Here is a 19,583-nt window from a genome sequence, read left to right as displayed (position 1 = left end):
GCATCGCAGGAACTACCCCAATCGGATGTGATGATGACGCGACTGCCTTCCCGCCGCCTGCTTGCCCTCGCCCTGGCCTCGGCCATCGCCATGCCGGCACTGGCCCAGACGACGGAACCTGCGGCTACCCCCGCCGCGGCCGCACCGCTCAGCAGCGAGTCGTTCACCGCGACCGACATCCGCATCGACGGCCTGCAGCGCATCTCGGCCGGCACCGTGCTGACGTACCTGCCGATCGAGCGGGGCGACATGGTGACGCCGTCCGGCGTGTCGGAATCGATCCGCGCCCTCTACAAGACCGGCTTCTTCGAAGAGGTCAAGCTCGACCGCCAGGGCGACATCCTGGTGGTCACGGTCACCGAGCGCCCCGCCATCAACAAGCTGACGCTCACCGGCAACAAGGACATCAAGACCGACGACCTGATGTCGGGCCTCAAGGACATCGGCCTGGCCGAAGGCGAGACGTTCGACCGCCTGAGCCTGGACCGCGTCACGCAGGAACTGGTGCGCCAGTACAACAACCGCGGCAAGTACAACGTCGAGATCACGCCCACCGTCAGCCCGCTGGACCGCAACCGCGTGGACGTGACGATCGCCGTGAAGGAAGGCAAGGCGGCGAAGATCAAGCACGTCAACGTCGTCGGCGCCGAGAAGTTCGAGACCGAGGACCTGCTGGAGAACTGGGAATCGAAGGAATCCAGCTGGCTCTCGTGGTATCGCCGCGATGACCAGTACTCCAAGGAAAAGCTGTCGGGCGACATGGAACGCCTGAACTCGTACTACCTCGACCGCGGCTACGTGGACTTCAACATCGACTCCACCCAGGTGTCGATCAGTCCCGACAAGCGCGACATGTTCATCACCGCCGGCATCACCGAGGGCGAGCAGTACAAGATCTCCGAGGTCAAGGTCACCGGCGACACGGTGCTGCCGAAGGAAGAGATCGAGAAGCTGGTGATCGTGAAGCCGGAACAGACGTTCTCGCGCATCCTGCTCGAGATGACGTCCGACTCGATCACCGCCACGCTGGGCAACATCGGCCATGCGTTCGCGCAGGTGAACCCGATCCCGACGATCGATCGCGAGAACCGCACTGTCGCGATCAACCTGCAGGTGGTGCCGGGCCCGCGCGTCAACGTGCGCCGGGTCGTCTTCAAGGGCAACACGCGCACGTCCGACGAAGTGATGCGCCGCGAGATGCGCCAGTTCGAGGGCAGCTGGTTCTCGCAGGTCGCCGTTGACCGTTCGCGCGTGCGTCTGCGCCGCCTGGGCTACTTCGAGACGGTCGATGTCGAGACCACCCCGGTACCGGGCACCACCGACCAGGTGGACGTGGTCTACACCGTGAAGGAAACCACCTCCGGCAGCTTCGTGTTCGGCCTGGGCTATTCGCAGCTCTCCGGCCTGACCACCTCGATCCAGCTGTCGCAGAACAACTTCCTGGGCGGCGGCAACCGCGTCGCCGTCGAAGCGCAGCGCAGCGACTACCTGCAGCGCTATTCGTTCTCGTACACCAATCCGTTCTTCACCGACGAAGGCATGTCGCTCGGGTACAACCTGTGGTGGCGCGAGTTCGACTACTCGGACTTCAACACCGCGCAGTACTCCACCACCAGCGCCGCCGCACAGGGCGTCCTGGGCCTGCCGATCACCGAGAACGACACCGTCTCGCTGTTGTTCGGCGTGGACAGCAACGAGATCCTGACGTTCGAAGGCTCCACGCCGCAGTCGATCGTCGACTACATCAATGCGGTCGGCCAGCGCACCTTCCATGCATGGCGTACCGAGCTGGGCTGGGCGCGCGACACCCGCAACGACTACTTCATGCCCACGGGCGGCACCTACCAGCGCGTGTCGGCGGAGATCGCACTGCCGGGCTCCACCGTCGAGTACTACAAGCTCAATTACGAATTCTCGAAGTACTGGTCGCTGAGTCCGTCCTTCGTGCTGAACACCCGCGCCGAAGTCGGCTACGGCGACAGCTACGGTTCGGAAATCTATCGGTACATCTGCCGCGTGAACGGGTCCGACCCGCAGATTCCCGGAGGGTCGAACACGACGACCACGCCGGCCGCGGATGGAACGTGCGCGGACGGCGGCACCCTCCACAGGACCCTCGTGGCGGACGGGCTGCCTTTCTTCGAGAACTTCTACGCGGGCGGCACGCGCTCGGTGCGCGGCTTCCGCGACAACACGCTGGGCCCGCGCTCCGAAGTCATCAGCGGTTACCGCGGCCAGCCGCTCGGCGGTTCGCTGAAGACCACCGGCTCGGTCGAACTGATCTTCCCGAAGCTGTTCGATTCCAATGCCGCGCGGGTCTCGGCGTTCTTCGACTTCGGCAACGTGTTCGATGGCGTAGACAACTTCGATGCCGGCGAGCTGCGCGCCTCCACGGGTGTCGCGCTGCTGTGGCGCGCACCGGTAGGCCCGATTTCGATCAGCTACGCCTTCCCGTTGAAGAAGGAAGAAGGCGACGAGCTGGAGCGCCTGCAGTTCACCTTCGGCGGCGCGTTCTGACGCCCGCCATCCGGTGACGGACCGGGGGAGAACCTCCCCCGGCCGCCTTCCACCATACGCCCCCGTCAAAGCGGTTCGGCGTTGGCTGGCGCTAAACTACGCGCCTTATGACGCTGCCCACTTACACCGCCCGCGCACTGGCCGACCGTTTCGGCCTTGAGCTCAGGGGCGACCCCGACCTTCGCATCGAAGGCGTCGCCACGCTGGGGCGGGCCGAGCCCGGCCAGTTGGCGTTCCTCGCCAATACCCGCTACCGCGGGCAGCTCGCGGACAGCCAGGCCAGCCTGGTCGTGCTGCGCCTGGAAGACGCCGACGCCGCACCCGGCGCCGCGCTGATAGCGAAAGATCCCTACACCGCCTTCGCCAAGATGGCGGCCCTGTTCGACAGCAAGCCCGTCCGCGCGCCTGGCATCCACCCCAGCGCGGTCATCGACCCCAGTGCCCGCGTCGCCGCGGATGCGCACGTGGGCCCCTTCGTCACGGTGGGCGCACGCAGCGTGATCGGGGACGGTTGCGTCATCGGACCCGGCTGCGTGATCGGCGACGACTGCACGGTCGGCGAAGGCAGCGAGCTGATCGCCCGCATCACCCTGGTCACGCGGGTTCGCCTGGGCAGGCGCGTGCTGGTCCATCCGGGCGCCGTCATCGGCGCGGATGGCTTCGGCCTGGCGATGGACAGCGGGCACTGGATCAAGGTCCCGCAGCTCGGCGGTGTGGTCATCGGCGACGACTGCGAGATCGGCGCCAACACCACGATCGACCGCGGCGCGCTGGACGACACGGTGCTGGAAGAGGACGTCCGCCTCGACAACCAGATCCAGATCGGCCACAACGTCCGCATCGGCGCGCACACGGCGATGGCCGGCTGCAGCGCCGCCGCCGGCAGTGCGCGCATCGGCCGCTATTGCCTGATCGGCGGCGCCGCCGGCGTGCTGGGCCACCTCGAGATCTGCGACCGCGTGGTGATCACCGCGATGTCCCTGGTGACCAGTTCGATCACCGAACCCGGCGAGTATTCCAGCGGCACGCCGCTCACCGACAACCGTACCTGGCGCAAGAACGCCGCCCGCTTCAAGCAACTGGACGCCTTGGCACGACGCGTGCTGGCGGCCGACAAGGAAAGCTGATGACCCTGGACCTGCAACTACCGATCGACTCCACCACCATCCGCAAGCTGCTGCCGCACCGCTATCCGTTCCTGCTGGTGGACCGCGTGGTGGAGTTCGAGAAGGACAAGCGCGTGCTGGCCTACAAGAACGTCACCCAGAACGAGCCCTTCTTCACCGGCCACTTCCCGGACCGTCCGATCATGCCGGGCGTGCTGATCATCGAGGCGCTGGCGCAGGCCGGCGGCCTGCTGACGCAGCTGTCGCACCAGGGCGACACGGCCGGCCGGATGTTCTACATGGTGAAGGTCGAGAACGCGCGCTTCACCCGCATGGTGGTGCCGGGCGACCGGCTGGACCTCGACGTCACCCTGAAGCGGCTGATCCGCAACATGGCGTTCTACACCGGCGTGGCGTCGGTCAACGGCGAACAGGTCGCCTGCGCCGACGTGCTGTGCGCCGAGGACACCCGCTGAGATGGGCGCCCCCACCGCCATCCATCCCAGCGCGGTCGTCGATCCCGGCGCCTCGCTGGGCGAAGGCGTCAGCATCGGCCCGTTCGCCTACGTCGGCCCCGAGGTCGAAATCGGCGATGGCACCGTCATCGGCCCCCATTGCACGGTCACGGGTCCGACCCGGATCGGCCGCGACAACCATTTTGTCGGCCACGCCGCCATCGGCGGCGATCCGCAGGACAAGAAGTTCAAGGGCGAACGCGTCGAACTGGTGATCGGCGACCGTAACCAGGTGCGCGAGTTCGTCACCCTGAATCGCGGCACCGTCACCGGCACCGGCATCACCCGGATCGGCAGCGACAACATGCTGCTGGCCTACACGCACGTCGCCCACGATTGCATCGTGGGCAACCATTGCGTGTTTTCCAACAATTCCACGCTGGCGGGCCACGTCACCGTGGAGGATTGGGTGATCATGAGCGGCTTCGCCGGGGTGCACCAGTTCTGCCGGATCGGCGCGCACGCCTTCATCGGCATGGGCGTGTTGCTCAGCGGCGATGTGCCGCCGTTCACCATGGTCGCGGGCGAGGCTTCCGGCCGGCCGCGCGGGATCAACAGCGAAGGCCTGAAGCGCCGCGGCTTCGACGCCGACCGCATCGCGGCGATCAAGCGTGCCTACCGCACGCTGTACGTCGCCGGCCTGCCGCTGGCGGAAGCCAAGCAGCAACTCGCCGAACAGGCCCAGGCCAGCGACGACGTGAAGGCGCTGCTGCACTTCATCGACAGCGGCGAACGGCCGTTGCAGCGCTGATGGATGCGACTCCCGCGGCACGGCCGCTCCGCATCGCGCTGTGCGCGGGCGAAGCGTCCGGCGACGGGCTGGGCGCGGGCCTGATCGCGGCATTGAAGCAGCGGTTCCCGGAGGCCGAATTCGCCGGCATCGGCGGCGATGCCATGCGCGCCGCCGGGTGCGACACCTGGTACGACGCGGGCGAACTCGCGGTGATGGGCCTGGCCGAAGTGCTGCGCCACCTGCCGCGCCTGCTCCGGCTGCGCAAGGCATTCCGTCAGCGCATGCTCGACTGGAAGCCCGACGTCTTCGTGGGCATCGACGCGCCCGACTTCAATCTCGGCGTCGAGGCCTGGCTCAAGCAGCGCGGCGTACGCACCGTGCATTACGTCAGTCCGTCCGTCTGGGCCTGGCGCGAGAAGCGTGCGGAAAAAATCGGCCGCAGCGCGGACCGGGTGCTGTGCCTGTTCCCGATGGAGCCGCCCATCTATGCGCGGCACGGTGTGGATGCGCGTTTCGTCGGACACCCGATGGCCGACGACATCCCGATGCAGCCGGATCGCGACGCCGCACGCGCCACGCTGGGATTGCCTGCCGGCGCGCCGGTGCTGGCGGTGCTGCCGGGCAGCCGGCTGGGCGAAATCCATCGCCTCGCGCCTGCGTTCTTCGAAGCCGCACGCCGCATCTCGACCGAGATTCCCGGGCTCCGGGTCATCGTGCCCGCTGCGAACGCGGCGTGCCGGCAGGCCCTGGAAACGCAGTTCGCAGCGCATGGCGCAGACACCGCCTGGCATCTGCTCGACGGCCGGGCGCGCACGGCGATGATCGCCAGCGATGTCGTGCTGTTGGCCTCCGGTACCGCCACGCTGGAAGCGATGTTGTGCAAACGGCCGATGGTGGTGGGCTACCGGATCGCGCCGCTGACCTACCGGATCGTCAAGGGATTGGGCCTGTTGAAGGTGGAGCGTTACGCACTGCCCAACGTGCTGGCCGGCGAGGACATCGCGCCTGAGCGCATGCAGGACGACTGCACGCCCGAACACCTCGCCACCGACGTCCTGCGCTGGTTCCGCTCGCCCGATGCGGTCGCTGCGTTGCAGCCCACCTACCAGCGCCTGCACGCGCAGCTGAAGCAGGACGCATCGGCCAGTGCCGCCGATGCGGTCGCGGACGTGCTCTGCGCAGCGTCGCACGCATGAGCACGGAAGGCCTCTTCGAGATGCCCCTCGCCCGCCTGATCGCCGGCGTGGATGAAGCCGGCCGCGGGCCGCTGGCCGGGCCGGTCGCCGTCGCGGCGGTGATCCTCGACGCGGCACGCCCCATCGCCGGTATGAACGACTCCAAGCAACTCAGCGAAGCGAAGCGCGAAGCACTGTTCCCGCTGATCCAGGAACGCGCGCTCGCGTGGCGCGTGGAATTCGTCGAGCCCGACGAGATCGACCGCCTCAACATCCTGCAGGCCACGCTGGAGGGCATGCGCCGTGCGGTGATGGCGCTGCAGCCGTTCCCGGACCTGGTGCGCATCGACGGCAATCGCGCGCCCAAGGGCCTGGACTGCATGGTCGAGACACTGGTCGGGGGCGATGCCATCGAGCCGGCGATCATGGCGGCGTCGATCCTGGCGAAGGTATCGCGCGATCGCCTGATGGTCCAATTGCACGCGACGTTCCCGCAGTACGGCTTCGACGTGCACAAGGGCTATCCCACGCCGGCGCATCTGTCGGCACTCGCGCAGCACGGCCCCTGCTCGCACCACCGGCGCAGTTTCGCCCCCGTGCGCGAGGCGTTGCTCACGCGCTGAATCGCGTGACCATCGGCACCGTGCCCATGGTCACGATGGCTTCTTGCAGGCGCATCCCGGCGCGGCGCGCGGCAGCATGACGGTCATGCCCGCACCCTCCCCCTGGACGCGGGTTCCTCTCCCCCACGAGGCCTGCATGACCCTGATGCATTCCGCCGTCGCCCCCGCGACGGCGCTCCGTAGCCACCACCCCGACGACGAACGCCTCGCGCTGCTGCGCTGCCTGTTGGCCGACCGCAGCTGGACGCAAGACGCCGGCCAGCGCGCGCTTCTCCAGCAGGTACTGGCTGCGCTGCGCACGCCCGGCCTGGCGACCCTCGATGAAGGCCAGTGGACGCTGCTGGCGGACGAGACCGCGCGCTACCTGGATTTCCGCCGCCAGCAGAGCCTGGAGCGCCTGCTGCACTGACCCCGGCCACGCCGCTGAAGACGGCACGCCTTCCGCTTCCCCCTGCCGCTCCCCTGGGCGGCTTTTTTTTACCCGGTGGAGCCGGCCGGCGGCGTCGGAATGTCAAGCCTTGCCCCACCCCACCCCCGCCGTTACGCTGGCCCGACAGTACCCCGAGCCGGCATGTCTTCCCGTTTCGTCCACCTCCACCTGCACACCGAATTTTCGTTGGCGGATTCGATCATCCGCGTGCCCGAGAAGCCGGATCACGCTGACCCGAAGAAGGCCAAGCAGGCGAACCTGCTGAGCCGCGCGGTGGAACTGGGCATGCCCGCGCTCGCGGTCACCGACCGCAACAACCTGTTCGCGCTGGTGAAGTTCTACAAGGCGGCCGAAGGCGTGGGCCTGAAACCCATCGCGGGTGCCGACCTGCTGGTCGCCGAAGGCAACGAGGCTCCCTGGACGGTCACGCTGCTGTGCCGCGACCGCGAAGGCTATCTGTCGTTGTCGCGCCTGCTGACGCGCGCCTGGATGGAAGGGCACCGCACCGACGGCGTCGCCATCGATCCGGACTGGCTGCGCCAGGACCATGCGGGCCTGTTCGCGCTGATGGGACGGCAGAGCCTGGCCGGCCGGATGGCGCTGGGCGGCCGCCATGACCTGGCCGAGCAGCACCTGGCCGACTGGCAGCGCAGCTTCGGTGAAGACCTGCACCTCGAACTGACACGCACCCAGCGCGATGGCGAGGAAACGTTCAATGCGTTCGCCCTGCATGCCGCCGATACGCGCGGCCTGCCGGTGATCGCCAGCAACGACGTGCGCTTCCTGTCGCCGGATGATTTCGATGCGCACGAGGCGCGCGTCTGCATCGCATCCGGGCGCGTGCTGGACGACCCCAAGCGTCCGCGCGACTACAGCGCCGAGCAGTACATGAAGTCGGCCGCGCAGATGGCCGAGCTGTTCGCCGACGTTCCGGACGCGATCGACAACACGATGGCGCTGGCCCAGCGCTGCAACATCGAGATGCGGCTGGGGACGTACTTCCTGCCGGCGTATCCGGTACCCGACGATGAGACGCTGGACAGCTGGATCCGAAGCCTGTCGCACGAAGGACTGAAGACGCGGCTGGAAAAGAACCCGCTGGCGCCCGGCCACACGCGCGAGGACTACGAGAAGCGGCTGGACTTCGAGCTGGACACCATCTGCAAGATGGGGTTCCCCGGCTACTTCCTGATCGTGGCCGACTTCATCCAGTGGGGAAAGAACCATGGCATCCCGATCGGGCCGGGCCGCGGCTCGGGCGCGGGTTCGCTGGTGGCGTGGGCGCTGCAGATCACCGACCTGGATCCGCTGCCCTACGGCTTGCTGTTCGAGCGCTTCCTCAACCCGGAACGCGTGTCGATGCCCGACTTCGACATCGACTTCTGCATGGACCGCCGCGACGAGGTGATCGACTACGTCGCGCGCAAGTACGGGCGCGACCGGGTCAGCCAGATCATCACCTACGGCACCATGGCGGCGAAGGCCGTGGTGCGCGATGCCGGCCGCGTACTGGGCTTTCCGTACGGCCTGGTCGATGGCGTCGCCAAGCTGATCCCGAACATCCTGGGCGTGACGCTGAAGGATGCGATGGGCGAAGGCAGCAGCGAGATGGCCTCGCAGGAGCTGATCGAACGCTATCGCGACGAGGACGATGTCCGCGACCTGATCGACCTGGCGCGCCAGCTGGAAGACCTCACCCGCAACGCCGGCAAGCATGCCGGCGGCGTGGTGATCGCGCCCACGCCGCTCTCGGACTTCTGCCCGCTGTTCGCCGAACACGACGAAGGTGGCCGCGGCAGGAACCCGGTCACCCAGTTCGACAAGGACGACGTGGAAGCCGTCGGCCTGGTGAAGTTCGACTTTCTCGGCCTGCGCACGCTGACGATCATCGACTGGGCCGTGAAGGCGGTGAATGCGCGGCGCGCGCACCTTGGCGTGACGCCGGTCGATATCGCGACGATCCCGCTCGACGACGCCAGCGTGTACCGCGACGTGTTCGCCAACGGCAACACCGGTTCGGTGTTCCAGTTCGAATCCTCGGGCATGCGGCGCGCGCTGAAGGAAGCCAAGCCCGACCGCTTCGAGGACCTGATCGCGCTGAACGCGTTGTACCGCCCCGGCCCGATGGACATGATCCCGTCGTTCGTCGAGCGCAAGCACGGTCGCGAAGAGTTCGATTACCCGGACCCGCGCACCAAGGCCATGCTGGAAGAGACCTACGGCATCATGGTCTACCAGGAGCAGGTCATGCAGATGGCGCAGATCGTCGGCGGCTACTCGCTGGGCGGCGCCGACCTGCTGCGCCGCGCGATGGGCAAGAAGGTGCCGGCCGAAATGGCCAAGCACCGCGAGATCTTCCGCGAAGGCGCCGCACAGGGCGGCGTGGACGAGCGCAAGGCCGATGAAATCTTCGACCTGATGGAGAAGTTCGCCGGCTACGGCTTCAACAAGTCGCACGCCGCCGCGTACTCGCTGGTCGCCTACCAGACCGCGTGGCTGAAGAAGCATTACCCCGCCGAATTCATGGCGGCCACACTGTCGTCGGACATGGACAAGACCGACAAGGTGGTCGGCTTCCTCGACGAGGCACGCGGCCTCGGCCTGAATGTGTTGCCGCCGGACGTGAACCACTCGGACTTCATGTTCGTCGCCACCGATGCCAACACCGTGCGCTACGGCCTGGGTGCGGTGAAGGGCGTGGGCCAGGGCGTATGCGAGAGCATCGTCGAGGCGCGCCGCGATGGCGACGCGTTCCGCGACCTGCTGGACTTCTGCAAGCGCGTCGATTCGTCCAAGCTCAACAAGCGCGCGCTTGAAGCGCTGATCAACGCCGGCGCGCTCGACGCCCTCGGCAGGAACCGCGCCTCGTTGGCCCTGCAGCTGCCGGAAGTGCTGAAGGCGATCGACCAGATCAGCAAGAACCGCAGCGCCGGCATCGTCGACATGTTCGGTTCCAGTGCGGGCACCGACGACATCCATGTCGAGCTCCCGACCACGGACGAGTGGCCACTCACGCAGAAGCTGCACGGCGAGCGCGAGACACTGGGGCACTACCTCAGCGGCCACCCGATGGACCCGTATCGCGACGACCTGCGCACGCTCGTGGGCAGCGACCTGAGCGAGCTGGACCGCATCTGGACGAGCGGTTCCAGTGGCGAGAAGAAAGGCTGGCGCCCCGAGGTCAACGCGATCGTCGCCGGCCAGGTGGTCGGCGTGCGGCGCAAGGGCGACAGCCAGGTGTTCGTGCAGTTGGAAGACGGCCGCGGCCGGATCGAGTGCAGTGCGTTCTCGGATGCCTTGAACGAATTCGGCGCGCTGATGACGCGCGACCGCGTGCTGGTGATCAAGGGCGGCCTGCGCGAAGACGAGTTCAGTGGCGGCTACAGCCTGCGCATCCGCCAGGTGTGGGACTACACCGCGTTGTGCCAACAGCATGCGCAGCGCCTGCAGCTGCGCCTGGACCTGCGCGTGCCGGGCTTGTGGGAACGCGTGGATGCCCTGCTGTCGCGGCATCGGCCCGGCGGCACGCCGCTGCGCCTGGACCTGTTGATGGGCGCGGGCGGCAACACCATCGCCGGCATGCTCGACCTCAACGGCCAGAAGGCCGTGCGCGTGGATGCCGAGCTGCTGGACGCCCTGCGCGCCATGCCCGGCGTACGCACCGCCAAGCCCGCCTTCTACCGTCCGTGGGCCAACTGACGCAGGCCGTGCGCCACGTCACGGCCCTACCCCCCCGTACGTGACCGCCGGACGGCTTCGGCTACACTTCCCCCCTTTCCGGCCCATGGCCCGCAGATGAATCCGAACTACCTCGATTTCGAACAGCCCATCGCCGATCTGGAAGCCAAGATCCAGGATCTGCGCGCCGCCAGCACCGGCCCGGCGGTGAATGTCGATGCCGAGGTGCACGCGCTGCAGGACAAGCTCCGCATCCGCACCGCGCAGATCTTCCGCGACCTGTCGCCCTGGCAGGTGTCGCAGCTGGCACGCCATCCGGCGCGCCCGTACACGCTGGACTACATCAAGGTCTTCTGCGACGAGTTCCAGGAGCTGGCCGGCGACCGTGCGTTTTCCGACGATGCCGCCATCGTCGGCGGCCTGGGCCGTATCGACGGCCGCAGCGTGGTCATCATCGGCCACCAGAAGGGTCGCGACACCAAGAGCAAGATCGCGCGCAACTTCGGCATGCCGCGCCCGGAGGGCTACCGCAAGGCGCTGCGCCTGATGAAGATGGCCGAGCGCTTCAAGCTGCCGCTGCTGACCTTCATCGACACCCCCGGCGCGTACCCGGGCGTGGGCGCGGAAGAGCGCGGCCAGTCCGAAGCCATCGCGCGCAACCTGATGGAGATGGCCGAGCTGAAGATCCCGATCATCTGCACGGTGATCGGCGAAGGCGGCAGCGGCGGCGCGCTCGCCATCGGCGTCGGCGACCGCACGCTGATGCTCGAGTACGGTACGTACTCGGTGATTTCGCCCGAAGGCTGCGCTTCCATCCTCTGGAAGGATGCCGCCAAGGCCAAGGACGCCGCCGAGCAACTGGGCCTGACCGCCAAGCGCCTCATCGCGCTGGGCCTGGTCGACAAGGTAGTGCGCGAACCCATCGGCGGCGCACACCGCAACCCGCGCCAGATGGCGGTGCGCCTCAAGGCCGTGCTGCTCAACGAACTCGATGCGCTGGAGCAGCTGCCGGTCGAGGAACTGCTGGCCAAGCGCTACGCGCGCCTGCGCGGCTACGGGGCGTACGAAGCCGCCTGAGCGGCCCGACCTTGCACCCCTTCGAAGCGCCGGCACGCCCGGCGCTTTTTCGTTGCCACGTGGGCTAGAGCGACTTCAGGAAATCCACCAGGGCGCGACGGTCGTCGGCGTTCATCGCTTCGAACCGCTGCTTCGCCGCAGTGCCCTGCCCGCCATGCCACAGCACGGCCTCCTCCAACGTGGCCGCGCGCCCGTCGTGCAGGTAGCGCACGGTCGGATCGATCGTCGCGGCCAGGCCTAGCCCCCACAGCGGCGCGGTACGCCACTCGCGTGCGGTGGCGCGGCCCTCGACATAGGTGTCCGCCAGTTCCGGCCCCATGTCGTGCAGCAGCAGGTCGGTGTACGGCCGGATGGTCTGGTAACGCAGCTCGACGAAGCGATGGTTCCCGGTGCGCAGTTCCGGCGCATGGCAGGTACCGCAACGCGCGGCTTCGAACATCTGTGCACCGCGCTTGACGCGCAGTTGGCGTGCACGCGCCTGGGCATCCTGTTCCAGCGGATTGTCGAAATCGCGCTTCGGCGGCACGCCCAGCAGGCTGAGGTAGAGCGTGGTCTGGTGGATGTCGGCGGCGGTCAGCTTCGCACCGCCGGTGTTCGCCTGCGCACACGCGACGCCTTCGCTGCCGCGCGCGCACTCCAGCGACGGCAGCAGTGGCGACCCCACGCCCATGTCGGTGTTGAAGGCCAGCGAGGTCTGTTGCTCCAGCGTGGCGGCGGCGCCCTTCCATCCGAAGCGACCCACGCGGCTCACGCCGGCATCGCGCGCATCGGCGACGATCTGCAGGCGGCCCGCGATGCCGTCCGGATCGCCCTGCTGCGCGAGCGCCAGGCGTTCCAGTTGCTGCTCGGGCACCGCTTCCAGCAGGCCCAAGCCGATCAACGACGGCGCCACGCGCACCGACAGCGCCGTCGGCAGCGCCAGCGGCTGACCCGCGCGATCGCGCAGGACGTAGTTCGGCCGGCGCAACACATAGCCCGTGCCGTCGGCGTAGCGGCCAGGCAGTTCGGTATGGCCGGCGAGCACCAGCTCCGCTTCGCGGCCATCGAGATTGGCGCCCGCCTCGCGGTAGGTGCCCTGCTGCAGGCGGAGGCCGAAGCGTGCGTCCGGTGCCTGCGTGCCGTTGCCTGCCATGCCGACGAACACGCCGAGCCGGTCCAGGGGCGCGCCGACCGCCGGGGAGCTGCGGCCGTTGCCCGTGTGGCAGTCCACGCAGCGGGTCTGAGAGAAGTGCGGCGCCGTCTTGCCGGCATGCGCAGTGAAGACCGTATTGCTCTCTTCGGAGTGCCGCCCGCTGGCGAACGACGTATGGATCAGCCTGCGTCCTTCGACCCATGACTGCATGTTGTAGCCGGCGATGTTGTGCGACGCCTGCTGCAGCATGCGGTACGGCTCGCTGGACGTGTCCTCGTGCAGCGTCATCCACGGGCCCGCGCTGAGCGCCTCGGCCGGCATGGCCAGCGAATCCAGCGGCCGCTGCACGCCGTAGCCCGGCCCACGGAACCACGACACCAGGCCGTGCGAACCCGCGCGGTACACCAGCGCCTCGGCGTAGTAATTGAAGCGGCCGATGACGTCGGGATCGCCGGCCAGGAAGATGCCCAGCTCGAACTCCACCAGGTCGCCCTTGCGCAGCGTGCGATGCGCGTCGTTGGCGGCGGTCCGGATCTCCTTCACCAGCACGAAGTCGTTGCCGGGCGTGCCAGCGGGGGGTGTGTAGTTGGCGTTCGGGTCCTGCCCGAGTTGCGCATAGCCGGGGATCGGTGTCTGCGCCGCCACGCCGCCGGGCAACCGCTTCATGCCGCCGTTGTCGGCATACAGCGCCACCGAAGTCGGCTCCAGCGGGTCTTCGCTGCGCCGCCCGATGTAGCCGTGGCGGAAGTTCGTCCCGTACCAGTAGTGCTGCGGCTTCACGACGATGGTCAGGATGCGTTGCTCGCCCGAGGTACCGGGCACGGCATCGTCGTGGATGATGATCTCGTGCGTCCGCCGCTCGAAGTAGTGCGGCGGGAACACCTGGTAGCTGTCGTCGACGATGGGTTCTCGCGCATGTCGATCCCGCACGCGACCGCCCACGTGGGTCACCAGGGTGCCGTCGTCCTGGGTGTACTGCACGGGAGCGGCATCGTCCGGCCATAGCAAGGGCTGGTACGTGGCCGAGGGCGGCACCGGCGGCGGAGGCGGCAGCATCGGGTGCGATCCGTTCTGCCGTACCGGTTGCGGCTCGCCGACGCCGAGGTGGAACTGCTGGGCGGGCGCGGCCACGCAAGCGAGCTGCTCGATGGAAACGCCCACGGCCGCCGAAGCACCGACGATGCCGAGGCACTTGCCGCTGTTGACGTTGACGATGCGGTAGCGGTCGCTTGTATCGATACGCTGCAGGCGGAATCGCTGTGCGCCGCTGCCGTTGTCGTCCCACTGCTGCACGATGACGTGGTCGGCCGCGGACGCGGCAGGGATGTCGGCGGACTTCTGCGTGTGCAGATTGCGCAGGCGGTACTGCCCGGTCGTGGTTTCGGCGATGTCGAAGAACTGCCGGCGCAACGTCGCATCGCAGGCCGACTGCACCAGCGGCGTGCCGTTGGCCACGTTCCCGTCGCGAACCTCGATGCACAGGCCGCTCAGCACGCTGGCGATCCGATAGCGACCGGATGGCACCGGGTCGACATCGATGTTCTGCGGCGGCGCGACCGCGATCGGCGCGTTGCCCGCGGCGATCTGCACAGAGGCTTGCGCAGGCACGAGCAGCGGACGGACGCGGCTCCAGAACGGCGCCTCTTCTTCCGCCGTCTCCGTCTGCACGGAACAGGCGACCAGCGAGACGGCAGCGGCCGCGGCGAACGCGCGGCATCGCCACGCACGGGCTAGGCGGGGGACTTGCATCGGGGACCAACTCCTTGGGACGCGTGGGGGACGTCGGCGGGGCCGCTGCCTCACTCCCCGAAGCAGCACGGCCCGCCATCCGAGGCAGGACGCGGCATCGTCGCAGAGCGCGTGCCCTGCCACTGTGACCTTCGCCGCACAACCCGTGCCGGGCCGACGCTGGCACACGCGACGCGGATGCCCGATGCTGGGCGCCTCTGCCACTGCCTCCGGCGCCCGCCTGCCCGCATGAGCCCTCTGATCCTGCTATCCCTCGCCCTGCAGATCGCCTGTTGCGTGCACGTGGTCCGCACCGGGCGACCGCTCTACTGGGTCTTCATCCTGCTGGTGTTCTCGTTCATCGCGGTGATCGTGTACTTCATCGCTGAGATCCTTCCGGACCTGCGCCACAACCCCTCGGCGCGCCGCACCGTCCGCAACGTGCGGAACCGGATCGATCCGGATCGGGACCGGCGCGATGCCGCCAAGCTGCTCAAGGCAGCGGACACACCGGAGAATCGCCGCCGCCTGGCGGAGGAAAGCCTGCGCAGCGGCGACTACGCGCATGCGAGTGAATTGTACGAACAGGCCTTGAAAGGCCTCTACGCCACCGACCCGGATCTGATGCTCGGACTGGCGAAGGCACAGTTCGGCCTGGGCGCTTCGCAGAAGGCGCGCGCCACGCTGGATGCGTTGATCGCCGCGAACCCCTCGTTCCGTTCCGCCGACGGGCACCTGTTGTACGCACGCACGGTGGAAGACACCGGCGATGCGACAGCCGCCATCCACGAGTACGAGGCTGTCGTGCAGGGCTATCCCGGTGAGGAAGCGCGCGCCCGGTTCGGCCTGCTGCTCAGGCGTGCCGGCGAAGACGGCCGCGCGCGCAACGTGTTCCAGGAGATCCTCGACCGCTCCGACGCCGCACCGCGCTATTACCGGCGCGAGCAGCAGGACTGGATCGAGCTGGCCAAGCGCGAACTGGCCGCGCTGGCGCGCTGACCGCCCGACGGGTGGTTGATCGGAATCAATGCAAGCGGCCGCGCCGCGCAGGATGATGCAGTCAACGGACGGCCCATCAGCCGCCCAAAGGGAGGACCGTCATGGACCTGCTTTCGTTGCCCTGGTGGCTGCTGCCCGTCGTGTTGTTCACCGTGCCGGTCCTGGTCGCGCTGGGCGTCAACCGATGGCGCTTCCACCGCACCGGCATCAGCCAGCACCTGGTGCTCGGGCTGTTCGTCGGCACCTGCTGGATCGCGGCGCTGATCGTGATCCTGCAGCAGCTGCGCTGAGGCCGGCTACGCGGCCTGGCGGTTGCCGGCCAGCGCATCTTTCTGGTCGCTGAGGTCTTCTTCGGCGCGCAGATACACCCGCATCAGCGCATCGTCCGCCGCGGTCGACGCCGCGGCACCGACCAGCAGCACCAGCCCCTGCCGCTGGCCGGCCTGGCGCGCCGCCGCGCGCAGGGCGTCGATCCGCGCGGCGACGTCGCCGCCCTGCAACAGGACGACGAACTCGGCACTGTCGGTCACCCGACTGACATGGTCGCCCCCGGCAGGGTGCAGGCAGGCGTCGAAGACGGGTTCCAGGCCCTGCAGGGTCTTCTCCAGCGTACGTTCGCCCAGCCTCCTTGCCGCTTCAGCCATGCCCTGCACCTCGATCAACGCCACGCTGTAGGCCTCGGTGGCGGCAGGTGGCGCATCGTTGCCACGCAATGCCACGAGCGCCTGGCTTTCGTGTTGTACGCGGTGCGCATCCAGCAGCATCGCGGTGATCCGCGCGAGCGCGCGCAGCGAGGTCTTCTGCTGGTTGTTCAAGCGACGCGGCTGGGTGTCGACCACGCAGACCGTGCCCAACGCCTCGCCGCTGCCGGCGACCAGCGGCATGCCGGCGTAGAACCGCGCCTTCACGTCGCCAGTGACGATCGGGAAGCCCGCAAAACGCGTGTCTTCGACGAGGTCCGGGATCTCCAGCAACTCCTCCGGTTGCCGGATCGCGTGGTCGCACACCGCGGTATCGCGCGTGGTCTCGTGTCCATCCAGTCCGATGCGCGCCTTGAACCACTGGCGCTCGCGATCGATCAGCGATACGACGGCGATGGGCGTGCCGCAGACGGCGGCGGCCAACGCGACCAGGTCGTCGTAGACCGTGCTGGGCAGTGTGTCGAGGGCGTGGTAGCGGTCCAGCGCATGCTGGCGGACGCGTTCGTGATCGGCAGTATCGGTCGGCTTCACGGAGGTTCCTGTGGGACGTCAGACACCATGTTCGCGGCGTGCCGGTTCAGATTCCGTCAACGCGCGCGCGAATTCCAACGGCCATCACAGAGTCCCCGCGCGCCCACCATGTGTCCAAGCCGCTGCACGCGGCACGCATCGCCGTTAGCATGCGCGCATGGACGCCGTATCCCCGTCGCTGGACCTGCTGCTTGCGCACGCGCCGGGCCGCGTGTGCGTGGCTTTCAGCGGCGGACTGGATTCCACGGTGCTGCTGCACCGGCTCGCCCACGACGCAGCGACCCGGGACCGGGGCCTGTCCGCACTGCATGTCCACCACGGCCTGATGGACGAAGCCGACGCCTGGGCCGGGCACTGCGCGGAGGTCTGCCGCGCGCTCGATGTGCCGTTGCGCATCGCGCGGGTCCGGGTGGATCGACGAGGCGAGGGCCCCGAGGCTGCCGCGCGCGTCGCCCGCCATGCGGCGTTCGTCGATGCGATGGCGGATGGCGACATCCTCGCCACCGCGCACCACCGCGACGACCAGGCCGAAACCTTCTTGCTCCGCGCCCTGCGCGCGTCCGGCCCGGATGGCCTGGCGGCGATGCGCCCGTGGCGCGTGTTCGGCCCCGGATGGCTGTGGCGGCCGCTGCTGGACACACCGCGCGGCGACCTGACGGCGTACGCACGCGCGCACGGGCTGGCGTGGATCGAGGACCCCAGCAACGCGCAGACCGATCTCGACCGCAACTTCCTCCGCCATGAGGTGCTGCCGCTGCTGGCGCGGCGCTGGCCGCACGCCGTCGCGTCCTTCGCGCGCAGCGCAACGCTGAGCGCGGATGCCGCCGACCTGCTGGCACAACACGATGCCCGACTGCTCGCGAATGCGGCCACGGCAGACCCCGCCGCACTGCGCATCGATGCCTTGTGCTCCTCGGATGCGGTCCAGCGCGCGCGCATCCTGCGCCGCTGGATCGCTGCGTTGTCCCTGCCGCCGTTGCCCGCCGAAGGTATTGCGCAGATCGAAGCCCAGCTGCTCGGGGCACGCGCGGATGCGCAGGCCACGTTCGCCTGGCAGGGCGCCATCGTGCGGCGTTGGCGCGATCTGCTGCATGCCGAATACCTGCGTCCCGCGTTGCCGGACGACTGGCAGGCCACCTGGGACGGCATCGCACCCTGCGCGCTGCCGGATGGCGGACGACTGACGCTGGAGGGGGACGGCACGGGCTTCGGCGCGCCGCTGACGCTCACGGCACGCCAGGGCGGCGAACGGATCACGCTGCCGGGACGCACGCATACGCACGCCCTGAAGGATGTACTCCAGTCGCTCGGTGTACCTCCCTGGGAACGGCGCCAGCTGCCGTTGCTGTGGCGCCGGGACGACCTGTGGGCTGCCGGCGATCTGGTGCTTTCGGCGGAAGGCGACGCGTGGCTTCGTACGCGTGGCGCCCGCCTCGCCTGGCAGCGCGGCTGACGCCCCGCGTTGACCTGGCCGGAGTCGATCCCCACACTTGCCGCATGGCCAAGAAGAACACCCCGGACGCCTCCCCCGTCGCCCACTTCGAGCAATCGCTGGACGAGTTGGAGAAGCTGGTCGACAAGATGGAACACGGCGACATGAGCCTGGAAGAATCGCTCGCCGCCTACGAACGTGGCGTGGGCCTCTACCGGCAGTGCCAGACCGCGCTGGAGCAGGCCGAACTGCGGGTGAGGCTGCTCAGCGATCCGGAGCAGCCCGAGAACGGCGAGCCCTTCGCCCCGGCACCCGATGGCCGCTGATCCCCGCTTCGCCGCCTGGGCGGCAGGCCTGGAAGACCACCTGGACCATGCGCTGCCGGCGGCGGATGCCACGCCACAGCGTCTGCACCAGGCGATGCGCCATGCCGTGCTGGGCGGTGGCAAGCGCATGCGCGCGTTGCTCGTCTACGCCAGCGGCACGCTGGTGGGCGCCGACGAAGCCACCCTGCACGCGCCCGCAGCAGCGGTGGAACTGATCCATGCGTATTCGCTGGTCCACGACGACCTGCCCGCGATGGACGATGACGACCTGCGCCGCGGCAAGCCCACCGTCCACGTCGCCTTCGACGAAGCCACTGCGATCCTGGCCGGCGATGCGCTGCAGACGCGCGCCTTCGAAGTGCTCGCCTCCGCGCCCGCCTCCGCCGTACTCCGCGTGAACTGGCTGGCGACGCTGGCGCAGGCGTCCGGCGCGGCCGGCATGTGCGGCGGGCAGGCATTGGACATCGACGCCACCGGAACGCAGCAGACGCTGGACGCCCTGCAGCGCATGCATGCGCTGAAGACCGGCGCGCTGATCCACGCATCCGTGCGGATGGGTGCGCTGGCAGGCAGCGCGGATACCGGAACGCTGGCGCGCCTGGACGACTTCGCCACCGCGTTGGGCCTGGCCTTCCAGGTGCGCGACGACATTCTCGATATCGAAGCCAGCTCGGAACAGCTCGGCAAGACCGCCGGCAAGGACCAGGCACAGGCCAAGGCCACCTACCCCGCACTGCTGGGCATGGAGGGCGCGAAGGCGAAACTGGAAGAACTCGCCACCACGATGCAGGCCGCGCTGGCGCCGTACGACGCGCGCGCCGATGCGTTGCGCGCGTTGGGCGAATTGACGGTGCAGCGCTCGCACTGACTGACGCCACGT

The 19,583-nt window shown here is 68.5% G+C and carries 15 protein-coding genes and 1 pseudogene; 14 read left to right on the top strand and 2 right to left on the bottom strand.

Going from position 1 to position 19,583, the window contains the following annotated elements; all coding sequences use genetic code 11:
• Positions 1-33: 33 nt before the first annotated feature.
• The 9 genes and pseudogenes from bamA to ASD72_RS02145 all read left to right on the top strand — a co-directional run bounded on the left by bamA (position 34) and on the right by ASD72_RS02145 (position 11,854).
• On the top strand, positions 34-2,517 hold the full coding sequence (bamA, locus tag ASD72_RS02185; RefSeq protein WP_056878486.1) for an outer membrane protein assembly factor BamA: 2,484 nt from the start codon (positions 34-36) through the stop codon (positions 2,515-2,517).
• A 107-nt stretch (positions 2,518-2,624) separates the two neighbouring features.
• The gene (lpxD, locus tag ASD72_RS02180; RefSeq protein ID WP_056878314.1) at positions 2,625-3,644 is read left to right on the top strand and encodes a UDP-3-O-(3-hydroxymyristoyl)glucosamine N-acyltransferase; all 1,020 of its coding nucleotides are present in this window, start codon (positions 2,625-2,627) and stop codon (positions 3,642-3,644) included.
• Positions 3,644-4,099 (top strand): 3-hydroxyacyl-ACP dehydratase FabZ, encoded by a 456-nt coding sequence (gene fabZ, locus ASD72_RS02175; protein WP_056878313.1) that lies wholly within the window; start codon positions 3,644-3,646, stop codon positions 4,097-4,099. Before lpxD ends, fabZ begins: the two co-directional genes overlap by 1 nt.
• Position 4,100: 1 nt before the next feature.
• Positions 4,101-4,889, top strand: a complete 789-nt coding sequence (lpxA, locus tag ASD72_RS02170; protein ID WP_056878312.1) for an acyl-ACP--UDP-N-acetylglucosamine O-acyltransferase — start codon at positions 4,101-4,103, stop codon at positions 4,887-4,889.
• Between the two features lie 17 nt (positions 4,890-4,906).
• A pseudogene (lpxB, locus tag ASD72_RS02165) lies at positions 4,907-6,067 on the top strand (lipid-A-disaccharide synthase); the annotation flags it as partial.
• Positions 6,064-6,669 carry a ribonuclease HII gene (gene rnhB / locus ASD72_RS02160; protein ID WP_056878310.1) on the top strand — a complete coding sequence of 202 codons (606 nt, stop codon included), beginning with the start codon at positions 6,064-6,066 and terminating at the stop codon, positions 6,667-6,669. The pseudogene lpxB and the gene rnhB, both read left to right, overlap by 4 nt.
• A 136-nt stretch (positions 6,670-6,805) precedes the next feature.
• A complete protein-coding gene (locus ASD72_RS02155) occupies positions 6,806-7,078 on the top strand; it encodes a hypothetical protein (RefSeq protein ID WP_056878309.1) in 273 nt (90 codons plus the stop codon).
• 162 nt (positions 7,079-7,240) lie between these two features.
• A complete protein-coding gene (gene dnaE, locus ASD72_RS02150; protein ID WP_056878308.1) occupies positions 7,241-10,798 on the top strand; it encodes a DNA polymerase III subunit alpha in 3,558 nt (1,185 codons plus the stop codon).
• A 96-nt stretch (positions 10,799-10,894) separates the two neighbouring features.
• The gene (locus ASD72_RS02145; protein WP_056878307.1) at positions 10,895-11,854 is read left to right on the top strand and encodes an acetyl-CoA carboxylase carboxyltransferase subunit alpha; all 960 of its coding nucleotides are present in this window, start codon (positions 10,895-10,897) and stop codon (positions 11,852-11,854) included.
• Between the two features lie 64 nt (positions 11,855-11,918).
• Here the strand turns inward: ASD72_RS02145 and ASD72_RS02140 are convergent, their stop codons facing one another.
• Positions 11,919-14,735 carry a di-heme oxidoredictase family protein gene (locus ASD72_RS02140; RefSeq protein WP_081420077.1) on the bottom strand — a complete coding sequence of 939 codons (2,817 nt, stop codon included), beginning with the start codon at positions 14,733-14,735 and terminating at the stop codon, positions 11,919-11,921.
• 228 nt (positions 14,736-14,963) lie between these two features.
• Here ASD72_RS02140 and ASD72_RS02135 point away from each other — a divergent pair, with 228 nt between their 5' ends.
• Both ASD72_RS02135 and ASD72_RS02130 read left to right on the top strand, forming a co-directional pair.
• Positions 14,964-15,713, top strand: a complete 750-nt coding sequence (locus tag ASD72_RS02135; RefSeq protein ID WP_056878305.1) for a tetratricopeptide repeat protein — start codon at positions 14,964-14,966, stop codon at positions 15,711-15,713.
• 101 nt (positions 15,714-15,814) lie between these two features.
• Entirely contained in the window at positions 15,815-16,003 is a 189-nt protein-coding gene (locus ASD72_RS02130; RefSeq protein WP_056878304.1) for a hypothetical protein, read from the top strand.
• Positions 16,004-16,009: 6 nt separating this feature from the next.
• On the opposite strand, the gene ASD72_RS02125 is transcribed toward ASD72_RS02130, so the two are convergent.
• Positions 16,010-16,945, bottom strand: coding sequence for a GAF domain-containing protein (locus tag ASD72_RS02125; protein ID WP_056878303.1), 936 nt, complete (start codon positions 16,943-16,945; stop codon positions 16,010-16,012).
• 157 nt (positions 16,946-17,102) lie between these two features.
• Here ASD72_RS02125 and tilS point away from each other — a divergent pair, with 157 nt between their 5' ends.
• From tilS to ASD72_RS02110, 3 genes are read left to right on the top strand one after another with little or no spacing between them, the layout of a single operon-like run.
• A complete protein-coding gene (gene tilS / locus ASD72_RS02120; RefSeq protein WP_056878302.1) occupies positions 17,103-18,398 on the top strand; it encodes a tRNA lysidine(34) synthetase TilS in 1,296 nt (431 codons plus the stop codon).
• Between the two features lie 44 nt (positions 18,399-18,442).
• Positions 18,443-18,703 (top strand): exodeoxyribonuclease VII small subunit, encoded by a 261-nt coding sequence (locus ASD72_RS02115; RefSeq protein ID WP_056878301.1) that lies wholly within the window; start codon positions 18,443-18,445, stop codon positions 18,701-18,703.
• Positions 18,693-19,571, top strand: a complete 879-nt coding sequence (locus ASD72_RS02110) for a farnesyl diphosphate synthase (protein ID WP_056878300.1) — start codon at positions 18,693-18,695, stop codon at positions 19,569-19,571. Before ASD72_RS02115 ends, ASD72_RS02110 begins: the two co-directional genes overlap by 11 nt.
• Positions 19,572-19,583 lie beyond the last annotated feature (12 nt).

Source organism: Pseudoxanthomonas sp. Root630 (genome assembly GCF_001427585.1).
Lineage (GTDB): Bacteria > Pseudomonadota > Gammaproteobacteria > Xanthomonadales > Xanthomonadaceae > Pseudoxanthomonas_A.
The sequence above is the reverse complement of the archived record's forward strand: the minus strand, read 5'-3'. Positions and strand labels throughout refer to the sequence as shown.